The sequence below is a fragment of the Candidatus Latescibacterota bacterium genome (assembly GCA_019038625.1).
In the GTDB taxonomy this organism is placed as follows: domain Bacteria; phylum Krumholzibacteriota; class Krumholzibacteriia; order Krumholzibacteriales; family Krumholzibacteriaceae; genus JAGLYV01.
Genome location: JAHOYU010000089.1, coordinates 24,711 through 40,459 on the forward strand (window position 1 = coordinate 24,711; position 15,749 = coordinate 40,459).

A 15,749-nucleotide genomic window follows, 5' to 3' on the forward strand; every position below is an offset into this window, starting at 1 on the left:
GGATCAGGATGAACCGACCTGAAAAAGTCTGCGACCTTCATCTCCACTCATTCTATTCAGATGGGAGCCTTTCTCCGACCGAGATCGCCTCACGAGGGAAAAAGGCCGGACTCGCCGCGATTTCCATAACCGACCATGATACGCTGGCAGGACAGAATGAAGCTCTTCAGGCAGCGAAGGATCATACTGTGGAAGTACTGCCTGGAATAGAATTCAGTGTGATGATCGACAAAAAAGAGATTCATATCCTCGGGTATTTAATTGATATCTCCAATCGGGAAATAACAGGTTGCTGTGATGGCCTCGAAGAAGCCAGACGTGAAAGGGCTGTACGTATAGTTGAAAAACTCCGCGGCCTTGGCCTGGATATTTCGATGGACGAAGTGTCCGCGCTCTCCGGTCTCGGGACGATCGGGAGACTTCATATCGCACGGATTCTCCTGTCAGGTGGATATATTTCTAATATACAGGAGGCTTTCATAAAATATCTGGGCGATGGTAAGGCCGCTTTTGTCCCGCGTAAGATACTGTCGCTTACCGACGCGACGGGAGTGATAAGAAGAGCAGGCGGCGTTGCCGTCTGGGCGCATCCGGGAAGTGCAATCAGATCTACCGGAATGATTCGAAAGATACTCGATGCTGGTATATCGGGAATAGAGGCATATCATCCTAACCATACGCCAGATATTACGAGGGATATACTGGCGACCAGTGAAAAATATGATCTGGTATGTACTGGAGGATCGGATTTTCATTTTACAGAAGCGATGAAGGCTGATATCGGAGGTGTCTATATTGAATATGGCGTCGTCGCCAGGCTGAAAGAACTTGCCGGAGACATTTGACTTGACCCCGAGGAAACATCCTCTTAAAGTCCCGCTATGAGAACAGTTATCAATCCAGGCCTTTTTTCCATCCGCAGTCGGGAAGTTGTATTTCTTTTCGCGGCACTTCTTATTGCAGGTGTTTTTCTTGTCGCTACGGATGCTGAAAGCCGGGGAAGCTTTCATGGTTCGGTCGTGGCGGATTCTCTGGCATTTCCAGGAGAAGTCTTCGTCATATCATCCGATGAACTGGCAGACCGAAGGATCAATAGCCTGGAGGACATTCTCGACCTGATACCTGGAGTCTCATACAGTCGGAGTGGTCCGACTGGTTCGGCCCTCTATATCTCGGTCGAGGGGCGCCCGATGACGGGAGTCCAGCTGTTGCTCAACGGACATCCATTTTCCGATCCCTGGGACGGCAGGCCTCTTGCGAGGTTCATACCGATGTCCAGGTTGAGGCAGGTGGAGATCATATATTCATCATCTCCTGCCATTACAGGAAGATCCGGTAGCGGAAGCGTGATAAATCTGATAATTGAGGAGGGGGGCAGGAAGGGGCCGCTGGCGGTAGGCGATTTTTCCAATGGCCGGGGAAATCGGCGATCGAGGCGGTTCTGGTTTTCAACTCCCGAGTCGTTCATCAATCTTACGGTCGCCTATGATGAATACCTTCAGGATGCATCCGAGGCCATTGTGTCAGAACCTGGATATCTTATCGGACAATACAATTCGAGATCGTTTATGAGTGAACTCAGGATCATCACCGACAACGACGAATCTCTTCTTCTTCATATACAGAGATATGAGGACACATATAGAGGGACATCGAATGTCCCGGCTCTTCCAGGTGAAAGCGATTCAGGAGAGGATATCAGATACAGTGGAGTCGATTCCCGGATCGAATTGAGAAAAAACGGGTTGGAGCTTTCAGTCGGGCAGCGGCTGGTAGAGATGAAGAGAAATACAGGGATCACTTCAGGTCTTGTTCTGAGCGCAGGGGGAAGGTGGCATATTTCTTCTGGAGGACTCGATCTGAGAATGTTCCTGACAGGTGAAAGGGTTGCTTTTGAGAACAGGGTCTCAGGCAGTTATTTTGGGCCCGAATACAGTGATCTCAGGGGAGGGATCTCGGCTGGTGGAGATGCTGGTGGAGCAGGAATCAGGTGGCGCGGGGGGATTTATTCAGGACACCACGACAGGGTGGGATACTGGACGGGTGGGGAGGCAGGCCTGACCAGGGGATCTCCCGACGGTTTCTATCAGAAAGTGATGTTGTCAAGGCGTCTGACACTACCGGTGGCTGAACAGCTTTTTCATCCGGCGGTGGATCCGGGATTGTCCGGAACGGAACCGGCAATAGCTGGCAATCCTGATCTGACGGCAGGAGTGATGGATGAGATCTCCGCGGGGGTGGGGTTCTACGGGAAGCTGAGTCTCGATCTCTTCGCCAGAAGAGAACGGGAAAGAAGCTTCTACAGTGAGGAAGACCCCCTCGTCTGGAATTCAGGTGGAGAAAGTGAGGTGGCGGGTGGCAGGCTGAAATATTCGGATAACGGGAGTAGATTCGGGATCGATTACGGATATTTGTTATCAGCAGAATATTTTTCGAACAGAAGTAAATTTACATACGGAGTTCCTGAGTACCGTCTCCTTGGCGGTATTTTTCTCAAGAGACTGTCTTTCAAGGACACAGAGACCATCACGCTCAGGATGGATTCAGTCGCGAATGGCGAGAGGGACTGGCCCGGAGCAACGCTTGGAAGATACACTGTCCATAACCTGAGTTTTTCATGTACTGTCATGTCGGCTGTCATACATCTTCAGTACAACAATATCTTTGACACCAGGTATGAGACCATACCAGGGTATTTTATGGATAGACGGCATTATCGTTTCGGATTTATCTGGTACATCTTCGATTGACAGAAAAAAAACCATGCCGGAGAGATTTGTGGCAGGTAATTTCTATTTTGCAATCCCCTTCAGATGTCTTTGCATTGTGCGATTTCTCTTGCAAGCTGCATAAATCTGAGACTTTTTATTACATCTCACGTTAATCTCCCCCACTCTGTAACTAATAATATTACAGCATGTTACGATAAGTTTGCCCGGGATTCTGGTTCCCCGGCCAGTCGATTTCAGGGTGATTTCAGGCCGCAGAACCTGTTTTAAACAGTGATGTTAGACTGAATCGGAGCAAATGGCATATATATTGCGATTCGGAATTTTTTGTTCAGTACCGTGAAATTATTGCCGATACATGATAGTGCGTCATAAGTCCAGTGGTTAGAAAATTGCATAAGAAATCCGGGAACCCAATTGAGGGTGGAGGACTGTTTGAAAGACAATATAGCCAATCAGTTGGTCGAGTCCAGTCTGATCAGTAAAGAACAGATGGATCTCGCGCTGCATGAACAGGGAAATTCGGGTGGAAGCCTGGGGTATAACCTCGTCAAGACAGGGGCTATTTCGGAGAAGGCATTCTCGGAGTTTCTCTCACAGCAGTTTCAGGTACCTGCTGTCGATCTCGACGAGCTGCAGGCCGATGAACATTCTGTTGAACTTATTCCAGCCGAAGTCGCGACAAAATTCCAGGTAGTCCCGGTCGAAAGGGAAGGCAGGGTCCTGACTGTGGCTATGGCCAATCCGGACAATATCTTCGCGATCGACGATATCAAATTTATCACCGGACTTGAAGTACGTCCCGTCGTTGCGACAGAGACATCGATCAAAAGAGCAATCGATCGTTTTTATGACAGTGCAGATTCCCTCGCCGAAGTAATGAGGGATATGGAAGAGGATTTCGAGATCGTGGAGGAGATAGAAGACGATCTCGGACTTGCCGAAGCACAGAGCGAGGACGCTCCTGTCGTCAAGCTTGTCAATTCACTGATCTCAGACGCGGTAAACAAGGGTGCGAGCGATATACATGTAGAACCTTTCGAAAAAACATTGAGAGTACGATTCAGAATAGATGGACAGCTTCACGAGATGATGTCACCTCCTCACAAGATGAAGGGCGCGATCACATCAAGGCTGAAGATCATGGCCGAACTGGATATCGCCGAAAAGCGTATCCCACAGGACGGTCGAATCAGGATAAGGATCGGCAGCAAGAAGATCGACCTCAGGGTCAGTACCCTGCCTACGATCTTCGGCGAAAAAGTCGTGATGCGAATCCTCGACAAGAGTAACCTCGAGGTGGACCTGACCAAGCTTGGGTTCACTCCCGAATCACTCGAAAAATTTCTCAAAGCTATAGAATCTCCATACGGAATGGTCCTTGTGACGGGCCCCACAGGTAGCGGTAAGACTACGACACTGTATTCTGCGCTGGCAAACATCAACCTTCCACACCACAATATCATGACCGCCGAGGATCCGGTCGAGTACAACCTCGAAGGTATAAACCAGGTAATGGTCCATGAAGAGATCGGGCTGACTTTTGCTTCGGCTTTGAAGGCTTTTCTGCGGCAGGATCCCAATATCGTGATGGTCGGTGAGATCAGGGATCTCGAGACCGGTTCTATCGCGGTCAAGGCTGCGTTGACCGGCCATCTGGTCCTCAGCACTCTTCATACTAATGATGCTCCAAGTACTATCAACCGTATGATCGACATGGGGATCGAACCGTTTCTTGTGGCCAGCTCGACCAACCTTATCCAGGCTCAGCGACTTATCAGAAGACTTTGCGAACAATGTAAAAAACCGGTAGAGATCCATCCGGAGGCTCTTCGCGAACTTGGGATCCCGAACGAGGAACCCTTCCAGATATTCGAAACTGAAGGATGTCCGAAATGCAGCGGAACAGGGTACAAGGGAAGGCTTGGTCTTTATGAGGTCATGCCGATCTCACCGGAGATAAGAGAGATGATCCTCAATCGCTGTTCGTCTATGGAGATCAAGGATCAGGCGGTCAAAGAGGGTATGCTCACTCTTCGTGCCGACGGGATAATCAAACTAAAGATGGGTATCACTTCCCTCGCGGAAGTACTCAGGGAAACGACAAACAAGTAATCCGGGCCATTGACCCGGGTAGGGGAGAAACAGGAAATGCTGAATCTGAGAGACCTGCTCCAGGAAATGATCGAGAAGAAGGCAAGTGACCTTCATATAACTGCCGGCGTGCCGCCGATGCTGCGGGTGGACGGTGTCATTCACAAGACCAATCACCCGGTGACTACGCCCGAGATAAGCAAACAGATCGCTTACAGCGTACTTACCGAGGAGCAGCAGAAACGTTTCGAGAATGAGAAAGAGTTGGACTTTTCATTCGGTGTACAGGGTCTCTCGCGCTTCAGGGCAAATGTCTATCAGCAGAGGGGCGTGACAAGCGTCGCCATCAGGCAGATCCCCTTCGAGATCCTCGACTTTGGTAAACTCGGTCTGCCTCCGGTCGTGAAGACTTTTGCTGACAAACAAAAGGGCCTCATCCTTGTGACAGGCCCTACGGGAAGCGGGAAATCGACCACACTGGCAAGCCTGATAGACAAGATCAATAATGAGCGGCAGGCGCATGTGATCACCATAGAAGATCCGATAGAGTATATCCATCAGCACAAACAGTGTATTGTAAATCAAAGAGAAGTCAGAGCCGATACAGAGACTTTCGCTTCAGCCCTCAAACATGTATTGAGACAGGATCCCGATGTCATCCTTATAGGAGAGATGCGTGATCTCGAGACGATGCAGGCAGCTCTGACAATAGCCGAGACGGGCCATCTCGCTCTGGCTACCCTCCATACAAACTCGACATTCGAGTCGATCAACAGGATAGTCGACAACTTTCCAGCTGCACAGCAGTCACAGGTAAGAGCACAGCTCGCGTTCGTTCTGGAGGGAGTGCTTACCCAGCAGCTGATACCGCATATTTCAGGCAGGGGAAGGGTTCTGGTCGCCGAGGTGATGATGTGTACTCCCGCAATCCGGGCGGTCATCCGCGACGACAAGATACACCAGATATACGGCCTGATGCAGGCCGGCCATAAATACGGGATGCAGACCATGAATCAGGCTCTTTTCGCGGCCTATTGTGACCGGAAGATCTCACTCGAAGAGGCGATGAGAAGGACTTCAGACTCGGTCGAACTCGAGCAGATGCTTGGCGAAAGAGCTGGAACCGGGATGAAGTACTAGATCCTCTACGTTACCTAAGGGGGAACGAGATGGCGACGACATTCATATGGAAAGGCAGGACACCGACAGGAGAAGTATTGTCGGGAGAGTATACTGCCGAGAGCAAGACGGAGTTGATAAATCATCTGCGTAAGCGCAAGATTATCATCACTCATATCAGGAACAAACCGAAGGATATCCAGATCAACTTCGGCCTGAACAACAAGATATCGGTGAAGGATATGAGTATCTTCACAAGGCAGTTCGCGACGATGATCAATGCGGGACTTCCGATGGTGCAGTGTCTTGATATCCTCTCGAGCCAGCTTGAGAAACCACGCTTCAAGCAGATCGTGACCGAGGTGATGAGCGATGTCGAGTCGGGAGCGACCCTTGCTGAGGCATTGAACAAACACGATGATTTCGGTGAGCTTTTTGTCAACATGGTCGATGCCGGCGAAGCAGGTGGTATTCTCGATATCATCCTCACCAGGCTTGCCCAGTATCTCGAGAAGGCAGACGCGCTGAGAAGGAAGGTCAAGGGCGCGATGACTTATCCGACCATCGTCTTCTGCGTTGCGGGCGGTGCCACCATCTTCATGCTAATGGTGATCATTCCGACATTCGCGAAGATGTTCAGCGATTTTGGTGGGGAGCTGCCTCTGCCTACACAGATAGTGATGATGCTCAGTGATTTTCTTCGGGCCAACTGGTACCTCCTCCTCGGAGGGCTTATCGGTTCGGTCATCGGAATAAAGAAGTATTACAAGACCGAGAGCGGACATTTCCGGATCGACCAGATGATGCTCAGGCTTCCCATTCTGGGCAACGTGGTCCGTAAGGGCGCGGTCGCCAGATTCACGAGGACACTGGGGACTCTTATCTCAAGTGGTGTCCCGATACTCAACGGCCTTGAGATCACGGCACGTACTTCCGGCAACAAGGTCATAGAAAAAGCGATCATGGATACGAAACAGAGTATCAGTGAAGGTAATACTATCGTAGACCCGCTCAGAAAGTCCGGAGTGTTTCCTCCGATGGTCGTACAGATGATCGGAGTAGGTGAGCAGACCGGTGCTCTTGATGAGATGCTCGACAAGGTGGCGGATTTCTACGATGACGAAGTAGATACTGCAGTCGATGCGCTTACAGCGGCTATTGAGCCGATAATGATAGTCGTCATGGGATTCATAGTCGGTGGAATGCTGATCGCGATGTATCTGCCGATGTTCAAACTCGTCACTGTAGTTGGCGGGTAACAGGTTTCGGAGGTTACAAGGCTATGAGCCTCTTTCCGCGTGCATTTCCTCTTGATGAGGAAGGAAAGTTGAAAAGACTGATCCTGCTCCGGATGATCATGTCCACGCTGATCATCGGTGCGGCGATAATGGTAAGGCATCTGCGTGCAGGAGCCGGACCGGTCGTGCCGTTTTACAGTATCCTCGGACTTTACTATCTGAGTAACGCGGCAACCTGGTTCGCAATACTTAATAAAATAGAGATCAAGCTTCTTGTAAGGTTAATGACGGCCATCGATATAGCCACGCTGATGATCGTCACTCACTATACCGGTGGTGCCTCCTCGTATTTTACGATCCTCCTTGTTCTGCCCATCGTGATTTCCGGTGAATATTTTCAGGTCGCGGGTGGACTGACAGCGGCAGGGCTGGTGACATCGCTGTATTTTTCATATTCATTTCTGGAGATGGGTGGGATCATCGAGATTCCCGTGGGTAACTGGACAGGGAACAGCGCCGGGATGGATATGGTCGGGCAACTTCTCCGGGGATATCTCCATATGGTGTTGTTTGTCCTGACGGGCCTTCTCAGCGGATATATATCACAACACATCCTTCATAAGGGCGAGCAACTGGCCGACAGGGAAAAACAGATCCGACAGATCAAACTCGATACAGACAGTATTCTGATGAACATGAGCAGCGGACTGGTCGTGATCAATATGGGTGGTGAGGTCCTCTCCCTGAATCCCTCGGCCATGAGTATTCTGAAGCTCGATCAGGATGAGAAGTACAAGGGGCAGGCAGTCGATATAGTACTCAGGCATATGCCGGAGTTGGTTGATGAACTCGAATTTGTGCTGGAAAGCGGAATGCCCAGAAAGAGACATGAGGTCGAACTGGCCAATGCTGATGGAAGCATGCTTCCACTTGGGATCAGCATTTCTCTACTCAAGGACGAGTCTGGAGACACGCGCGGTGTAATAGCTATCTTTCAGGATCTGACCGAAGTCAAGGAGATGCGTGAGAAGATGCGCCAGGCCGATCGCATGGCGGCCGTAGGTGAACTTTCGGCGGCGATAGCTCACGAAGTCCGTGCTCCACTTGCTTCGATCTGTGGATCGATAGAGATGCTGAAAGGTGAGTTCGAGCTTACTGGAGATAATGCCGAGCTGATGGACCTGATCATCAGGGAATCGGACCGCCTGGACAGGATCATCTCGGATTTCCTCGAGTACTCCAGACTTCGCAAGCCATCGTTCACTCCGACCGATATGGATAAATGTCTGAGGGATACGGTACTTCTGCTCAAACATGCTCCGAATGTGAGTTACAACGCGAAGATTCATTTCGACAGGAAAACCCCCGGAGCCAGGATATACGCTGATGAGGAACAGATACGGCAGATCCTGCTCAATCTGGGGATCAACGCCTGTCAGGCCATCGGGAGGAATGGAAACCTGACTATTTCCTTGAATAAGGTTATGAGCAGGTTGTCAGAGAATGGACACGAAGAGGAATGTGTCCGGATAGACTTCGAGAACGACGGGCCCGAGATACCGGAAGAGGTGCTGCCTCATGTCTTCGAGCCTTTCTATACAACCCGTGAAGGCGGGACAGGACTCGGACTGGCGATCGTCGCGAGAATTGTGGAGAGCCATTCCGGTCTTATCAATGTGCGTAGTACGAAAAATGAAAACACGGTTTTCTCGGTAATACTTCCCGTGTATTCGGTACGCGCCGATGACGATCAGGAGATCGTCAATGAAGAAGAATCCAATTATTTGCAGGGTGTTTAAAAGGGGGGTCCCGTTTAATGGCAGGAGAAAAGATCCTGATAGTAGATGATGAAAAGAGCATGTGTCAGTATTTGTCGATCATGTTGAAAAAGGAAGGATATGCAGTTAAGACTGCTAATAACGGCAAGAAAGCGGTTTCCGAGATAAAAAGCTCCAATTTCGATGTAGTCATAACCGATATAAGGATGGAGGGGATGGACGGCATCGAGGTGCTCAAATCGGTGAAGGAGATCGATTCGACTCTGCCCGTGATAATCATGACGGCCTATGCTTCCCAGAAGACGGCGATCGAGGCTCTCAACATGGGGGCATACCACTATCTTGTCAAGAGAGCTGCCAAGAATGAAGAGATCAAGATGGTGGTGCGGAACGCTCTGGACATGCACAAGGTCAAAAGCGAAAACAGATTTCTCAAGAAACAACTCAAAAGAAAAGACTCTCCGAGGGAGATCATTGGCAAGAGTGAGGAAATAGAAAAAGTATTCAGGCTTATCGACAAGGTCGCCGACACCGACAGCACTATTCTGGTATGTGGGGAAAGTGGTACTGGCAAGGAACTGGTCGCCAGAGCGATTCATTACAGGAGCGGCAGGGCGGGTGAACCCTTCGTGTCGATCAACTGCGGAGCCCTACCGGAGAATCTGCTCGAGAGTGAGTTGTTCGGTCATGTGAAGGGATCTTTCACCGGAGCCATCAGGGATAAGGATGGTCTGTTCAAGGTGGCAAGCGGAGGTACGTTCTTTCTCGACGAGGTGGGAGAGACCTCTCCGGCAATCCAGGTCAAGTTGCTCAGGGTCCTCCAGGAGAGAGAGATCATACCTGTCGGCGGAACGACTTCGATAAAGGTCAACGCGAGGCTGATAGCGGCCACCAATGCAGATCTGGAGACCGCGGTCCAGGAGGGAAACTTCCGGGCGGACCTCTACTACAGGTTGAATGTGATTCCCATAGTGATTCCGCCTCTTCGTGACAGAAGTGACGATATTCCCCTTCTGGTGAATCATTTCCTGAAGCTCACTTCAGAAAAAACAAAGAAGGAAAAGACTATCTCCGATGAGGCCATGGATCTACTCAGAGGATTCGAATGGCCGGGGAACGTCCGTGAACTGGAAAACATCATAGAGAGGGCAGTGATACTTCAGGACGGAGATCATGTAGAGGCCTGCGAACTGCCCGACAAGATCCGCCTCCACTCGCGGGAGAAAAGAAAGATCTGTGTCGACAAGGCTCAGATGACCCTCGAGGAGCTGGAGAAGGAATACCTCATATCGGTACTGGAGGAGACCGGATGGCAGAAGAAGAAGGCCAGCTCTATCCTCGGTATCAATGCCTCGACTCTCTACAGAAAGATACAGAGGTACGAACTGGAGCGTGAAGGAGAGAAGGTGATCAGCTGAACGGGACTTTATTTCCGTCCGGCCGAATAAATTGCAATGAGAGAAAGCATTAAGGCAAATTACAACCCACAGCGGGAAAACAGATGAAAGGGGGATGTCATAAATTGTTGATTGTCAACGGATACGGTCTTTGAGCAAGCAGATCCATCTTGGCATGTTACTTGCGAATTGACTGATTGTCCGGTTGGCACAGAACCGGTTCAGAAGAGAGATCAGCGACTCTCCGGGGTCGTAGACTAAAGGTGTCGGGACGAAACAGTCCCGAATAATTGTACCAGGGAGGTGCAAGATGAATAACAAGGGTTTCACTCTTATCGAGCTTATGATCGTAGTGGTCATTATCGGTATTCTCGCTGCTATAGCGATTCCGAACTTCATCAACATGCAGTCAAGGGCCAAGGAAGCCTCTGTCAAGTCGAGCTGTCATACGCTCCAGCTTGCCGCTGAGGATTTTGCCGTACAGAACCAGGGTGTCTATGCTGCGCTCGCCGCGGACGCTGTTCCGAACGGTGACACGATGGTGGATCTGCTTCCGGGCGGAGTCCTGATGACAAACTCGTTCACCAAGGCTGTTGCTGAGCCGTCCGTATGGGGTGGCGCTGGCGCGACTGCCGGCCAGATCGGCTATCAGGCTGTCGTAGTCAATACTTCCAACGTTGGTTACACCATCACGGGTGTTGGCAAGGACGACGGTACGACTGTTATCACTCTGACCAGCGGTCAGTAAGGGATAACCTTATTTCGAATACTTGAGGGCGGCTCACGCGGGCCGCCCTTTTCTTTTTGCCTGATCGATACTATCTGGAATATTTCCATTTCCGGGGGCATGAATTCTGCAAATACAACTTATTGCATTGATTTATAGCTGCGGGTGCCTGAAATTCTGCCGATCCTGAGTCCTGAACTGGAGCCTTGTCAGATTTTCAATTGAGTTAACCCTGTAGCAGAGCGAGAGTTAACGGTTAGTGGAACAAGCAGAAGGGAAAGGACAGGAAAGTGTCAGTCGAAAGGGAGACTCTGAGAGTAGATGCGATACGAAAGACCTTCCGGGGAGAGCTTGGTATGGCCTCGAAGGAAGTCCTTCACGGTGTCTCGTTTGAGGCGCATAAGGGTGAGATCCTTGGATTCCTGGGACCGAACGGGACAGGAAAGACTACTACGATCAAGATCATCCTCGGCCTCATGAGACCGGATTCAGGAAAAGTCACGATATTTGGAAAAGAGGCAGGTGACAGGATGGCTCTTGCCAGACTCGGGTATCTGCCCGAGAACCCCTATTTCTTTCCGCATCTGACTCTTCGTGAGTTTCTGAAGTATTGTGGCAGCTTGAGCGGGATCGATGACGATCTGCTCGGCATCCACTGCGACGAGATGATGTCTCTTACAGGACTCGCAGAGAGTGCCGACCGCAGATTAAAGGGGTTTTCCAAGGGGATGACCCAGAGAGCCGGACTGGCCCAGGCGATACTCCATGACCCTGATTTCCTCATCCTCGACGAACCATTTTCCGGGCTCGACCCCCTGGGCAGGAAGATGGTCAGGGATATTCTGCTGGATCTTAAGAATAAGGGGAAGACGATATTCTTTTCCTCCCATATCCTGCCTGACATGGAAGCGCTTTGCGACCGAACGGTGATCATCCGTGACGGAGTGATTGTTAGAAACGTCAGTATGGATGAGGTTTTTAACATGGCTGGAAGTGGCACAGAAGTAATAGCACGGGAATGCAGTGAAGATATCATGGAAGGAATTACAGATTACATTGACAGGGCGGCCAGCAGGGGCAGGGAGACATTCATGCATGTCAAAAAGCAGGAGTATCTTCGGACAGTCATCCAGCACCTTTACAATAATGGGGCCGAAGTCCTCAAGGTCGTTCCCGAACAACCCTCTCTGGAAGAAATATTTATCGGTGAGATCTCCGGTGGTCCAGCGGAGGTTGGAATGAAGGTGAACCAGAGGGCAGCGGTGCTTCCCGGAGGAAAGGAGGCCCCATGATGAACAGGATATCATCTATAGCGGTCAATACCTTCAGGGAGTCGGTCAGGGAGAAACTGTTGTATATCGTGATCCTCTATGGAGGAATACTGCTTCTCAGTACATTTATTCTTTCTCCCCTGTCAGTCGGAGCGGCAGGCGGGAAGATAATCACCGACGTGGGGCTCGCAGGCATTTCGTTGCTCGGTGTCCTGACCGCAATAATGGTCGGAAGTACCCTTGTTCACAAGGAGATCGAGAAGAAGGCAGTCTTCATGGTGATGACCAGGCCTGTATCGAGGCAGGAATATCTTGTCGGGAAGTTTTCCGGCATGGTCATGGCGTTGGGACTTCTGATGATCATAATGACCGCCGTTATGGCAGTGATGATATTCATCGGGAGGGGAGTGCCCGGAGGGCCGGTTTTTCTGGCAGCTTACCTCTCTCTTCTTGAGATGGCCGTCATGTCATCGATTGTGATATTTTTCAGCACTTTTACGACGCCGATCCTGACGTCGTTCTTTTCTATATGTATTTTTGTGGCGGGAAACCTCAGTGGAGATCTAAGGGCCTTCGCGAAGAGATTCGGCGGCCCGTTAGTCGGATACATCACTGAAGTGTTTTATTATCTTCTTCCGAACCTCAAGGTATTCAATCTGAGGAATGAAGCTGTGCATGACCTCAGGTTCAGCGGGAGTGATATCGCGCTTGCCACGATCTATGCGGTGATTTATTGCGGCGCTGTCCTGTATTTTTCTTATCTGGTGTTCAGGAGAAGGGAATTTTCCTGATGAGGATCATCCACCTGGTAATAGTATTTGCCGTTATCGGTGTAATGGTGATATCTGCTAGGAGCGTCGAGACGATCGCCCAGCAAAAGACCGCTCTCGAAGTATCATACCTTCCATCGAGCGAGTTCATGCAGATGGCCTCGCTGGGATACAGGAACCTTGCTTCCGATCTGCTATGGTTCAAGGCCGTTCAGTACTACGGAGGATATGTACTTGCACAGAACGGCATCAGGTTGTTCAGCCATCTTGCTGACGTGATCACCGATCTTGACCCGAAGTTCGTTGGCGCCTACAAGTTGAGCGCGCTGATCATAACGGAGGATCTCGGTGAGTACGAGGAAGGGGTGAAATTGATGGAGAAGGGGCTGAGGAACAATCCCGACGATTACTGGCTCACATATGAGATGGGATTTCTTCATTATCTGGGTGGACGCGATTACGCTGCTGCCGAAAAATATTTCAGGCTTGCAGCGACCATCCCTGGTGCTGATGAGAGAGCGGCCCGATTTGCGGCCGACGCTGCAAAGAAGGGCGGCGACTACGAATCAAGCATCGAACTCTGGGCCGAGTTGGCCGATAACAGCGATGACAAGTATATACGCGATCTTGCCAGGAAGTATATTGCTGAGATAGAGGCCAGGATGCATGCTGAGAAGACCGACATGGGTGCGGGAAAAATTGAAACCGGAAACCGGGAAGGAAAGATCGAAGAATGACTGATGCAGTGATATATGTTTTTGTCGCGGTCTTTGGCCTGATGACAGGGAGTTTTCTCAACGTCGTCATTTACAGGTTGCCCGTCAAAAAGTCGATAGTCAGGCCAAGGTCAGCATGTCCGTCCTGCGGCCGGGTAATAAAGTGGTACGAGAATATCCCGGTATTCAGCTACATGTTTCTGAAAGGAAAGTGCAGGGGGTGTGAGGCTTCGATATCAGTCAGGTATCCGGTAGTCGAATCGATCGGCATGATTCACGCTGTCCTCTCACTCTACGTATTCGGATATAGTATCGACATGGTCTTCGCGTATGCCTTCCTGATGGCGCTTACCGCGATAACCTTCATCGACTGGGATCACAGGATCATCCCGGACGAGATCAGCCTCTCATTTATCATCCTCGGCCTTGCCTGGAGTCTCTTCAGTCCCCGGCTCGTCTTTTCGCAGTCATTACTGGGTGTTATCGCCGGTGGAGGCGGGCTCTGGCTTGTAGGAGTGATTTACAGGTTTCTCAGGCACACGGAGGGCATGGGTGGAGGAGACGTCAAGCTGATGGGAATGATCGGAGCATTTCTGGGTGTCAAGCTCGTACTGCCCGTAATAGTGATCGCCTCATTCTTCGGTTCGATCTATGGTGTCTACCTGCTCAGAAAAGGCGGAGAGGGAAAGACGGCAGTCGCTTTTGGATCATTCCTGGCCCCCGCGGCCGCTGTCTGCCTGGTTTTTGGTCCCTGGCTGCTCGACTGGTATTTCGGCAGGTTCTGATACCTGAACAGACCCCTCATTTTTCCAATATATTCCCAAAAATGGCAGGTTTTTTCTAATGTTTTGCCTGTTTTCAGACGATTACCAATAGGACAAGTTTCCTATTGGAAGGCCAGTGGCAGATTGCAAGTAGAAGTGCAAATGAAGGGACAGAAATTTCACCGTAAAACAGGTGGTGGCGTGTAATCTCTTGTGTAGTAGACGCTTATGGTAATAGTCGGCATGGTTCTGTTGGCACATTTGTTGCGTGTAAAGGATTCGAGGAATAAAGCCGTACTATTTTGCATTTAATGGATGTTTATTGAACGATTTTCTGTAAATCGTGGGAAAAGACTAGACACATAGCTGAGTTAACTCGAAAAGGTTGGTGCGAGAATGATCTCATTACCTTTCAGAAAAAAGACTTCGACGGTCGGATTGGATATCGGCTCGAGTCTTATCAAGATGATCGAGATCGATCATTCCGGGGATGTTCCCAGGATAGTGCACTTTGGGATGAACAGGTTGTTGCCTGAGGCTATCGTCGAGGGCGAGATCATGGATCGCAACCTGGTCATCGACGGAATACGGGAGTGTATGGAACAAGCTGGTATAACCTCGACGGAAGTTGTATCGGCTGTATCCGGGCGAGCGGTCATAGTCAAAAAGGTGGTCATGGACAAGATGGCTCCCGAAGACGCCCAGGAAGCAATATTCTGGGAAGCTGAACAGCATGTGCCTTTCGACATCGATGATGTATGCCTCGATTTTCAGATTTTGAAGGAAGATATCGGAGCCAACCAGATGGAGGTCCTTCTGGTCGCGGCGAAAAAGGACATGGTCAACATGCATGCCAGTCTGATCCGAGAAGCGGAACTTGTACCCAAGGTGATCGATGTCGATTCGTTCGCAGTGCAGAACTGTTTCGAGACGAACCAGTTCACCGATGATCTCGAACTGAACGAGGACGACGAAATGCCTGCGGGTGATGACGAGAAAGTGATAGGGCTGATAAATATCGGCAGTGATGTGACGAACATAAATATCATACAGGGCAGCAGTCCTCACTTCACCCGTGACATCAGTGTAGGGGTGAGGAGCTATATAGAGAACCTCCAGAAAGATCTCTCTATCAGCTATGAACAG

13 protein-coding genes are annotated in these 15,749 nt (G+C 50.3%); all 13 read left to right on the forward strand.

Translation table 11 applies throughout. The annotated features are described in order from the left end of the window. Positions 1 to 8: 8 nt before the first annotated feature. On the forward strand, positions 9 to 845 hold the full coding sequence (locus KOO63_06905) for a PHP domain-containing protein (protein ID MBU8921531.1): 837 nt from the start codon (positions 9 to 11) through the stop codon (positions 843 to 845). 36 nt (positions 846 to 881) lie between these two features. Continuing rightward, positions 882 to 2,750 carry a Plug domain-containing protein gene (locus KOO63_06910; GenBank protein MBU8921532.1) on the forward strand — a complete coding sequence of 623 codons (1,869 nt, stop codon included), beginning with the start codon at positions 882 to 884 and terminating at the stop codon, positions 2,748 to 2,750. Between the two features lie 414 nt (positions 2,751 to 3,164). Further along, positions 3,165 to 4,844, forward strand: coding sequence for a type IV-A pilus assembly ATPase PilB (gene pilB / locus KOO63_06915; GenBank protein ID MBU8921533.1), 1,680 nt, complete (start codon positions 3,165 to 3,167; stop codon positions 4,842 to 4,844). Between the two features lie 36 nt (positions 4,845 to 4,880). Beyond that, on the forward strand, positions 4,881 to 5,963 hold the full coding sequence (locus KOO63_06920) for a type IV pilus twitching motility protein PilT (protein ID MBU8921534.1): 1,083 nt from the start codon (positions 4,881 to 4,883) through the stop codon (positions 5,961 to 5,963). Positions 5,964 to 5,992: 29 nt separating this feature from the next. Continuing rightward, a complete protein-coding gene (locus KOO63_06925; protein ID MBU8921535.1) occupies positions 5,993 to 7,201 on the forward strand; it encodes a type II secretion system F family protein in 1,209 nt (402 codons plus the stop codon). A gap of 68 nt (positions 7,202 to 7,269) precedes the next feature. Next, positions 7,270 to 8,979 carry a PAS domain S-box protein gene (locus KOO63_06930; GenBank protein MBU8921536.1) on the forward strand — a complete coding sequence of 570 codons (1,710 nt, stop codon included), beginning with the start codon at positions 7,270 to 7,272 and terminating at the stop codon, positions 8,977 to 8,979. Positions 8,980 to 8,996: 17 nt separating this feature from the next. Beyond that, positions 8,997 to 10,376, forward strand: coding sequence for a sigma-54 dependent transcriptional regulator (locus KOO63_06935; GenBank protein ID MBU8921537.1), 1,380 nt, complete (start codon positions 8,997 to 8,999; stop codon positions 10,374 to 10,376). Between the two features lie 289 nt (positions 10,377 to 10,665). Next, complete coding sequence (locus KOO63_06940) at positions 10,666 to 11,103, forward strand: type II secretion system GspH family protein (GenBank protein MBU8921538.1); 438 nt, start codon at positions 10,666 to 10,668, stop codon at positions 11,101 to 11,103. A gap of 269 nt (positions 11,104 to 11,372) precedes the next feature. Next, entirely contained in the window at positions 11,373 to 12,374 is a 1,002-nt protein-coding gene (locus KOO63_06945; GenBank protein MBU8921539.1) for an ABC transporter ATP-binding protein, read from the forward strand. Then, on the forward strand, positions 12,371 to 13,144 hold the full coding sequence (locus KOO63_06950; protein ID MBU8921540.1) for an ABC transporter permease: 774 nt from the start codon (positions 12,371 to 12,373) through the stop codon (positions 13,142 to 13,144). Before KOO63_06945 ends, KOO63_06950 begins: the two co-directional genes overlap by 4 nt. After that, a complete protein-coding gene (locus KOO63_06955; protein MBU8921541.1) occupies positions 13,144 to 13,860 on the forward strand; it encodes a hypothetical protein in 717 nt (238 codons plus the stop codon). Before KOO63_06950 ends, KOO63_06955 begins: the two co-directional genes overlap by 1 nt. Next, positions 13,857 to 14,624: a prepilin peptidase gene (locus tag KOO63_06960; protein ID MBU8921542.1), complete on the forward strand. Its 768-nt coding sequence runs from the start codon at positions 13,857 to 13,859 to the stop codon at positions 14,622 to 14,624. Before KOO63_06955 ends, KOO63_06960 begins: the two co-directional genes overlap by 4 nt. Positions 14,625 to 14,999: 375 nt before the next feature. Further along, positions 15,000 to 15,749: type IV pilus assembly protein PilM (pilM, locus tag KOO63_06965; GenBank protein MBU8921543.1), on the forward strand; the 750-nt coding region annotated here is incomplete at its 3' end.

Coding starts and splice junctions, on each gene's coding strand:
- KOO63_06960 (MBU8921542.1), top strand. CDS start 13,857: ATGACTGATGCAGTGATATATGTTTTTGTCGCGGTCTTTGGCCTGATG.
- KOO63_06925 (MBU8921535.1), top strand. CDS start 5,993: ATGGCGACGACATTCATATGGAAAGGCAGGACACCGACAGGAGAAGTA.
- KOO63_06935 (MBU8921537.1), top strand. CDS start 8,997: ATGGCAGGAGAAAAGATCCTGATAGTAGATGATGAAAAGAGCATGTGT.
- KOO63_06910 (MBU8921532.1), top strand. CDS start 882: ATGAGAACAGTTATCAATCCAGGCCTTTTTTCCATCCGCAGTCGGGAA.
- KOO63_06950 (MBU8921540.1), top strand. CDS start 12,371: ATGATGAACAGGATATCATCTATAGCGGTCAATACCTTCAGGGAGTCG.
- KOO63_06920 (MBU8921534.1), top strand. CDS start 4,881: ATGCTGAATCTGAGAGACCTGCTCCAGGAAATGATCGAGAAGAAGGCA.
- KOO63_06955 (MBU8921541.1), top strand. CDS start 13,144: ATGAGGATCATCCACCTGGTAATAGTATTTGCCGTTATCGGTGTAATG.
- KOO63_06905 (MBU8921531.1), top strand. CDS start 9: ATGAACCGACCTGAAAAAGTCTGCGACCTTCATCTCCACTCATTCTAT.
- KOO63_06940 (MBU8921538.1), top strand. CDS start 10,666: ATGAATAACAAGGGTTTCACTCTTATCGAGCTTATGATCGTAGTGGTC.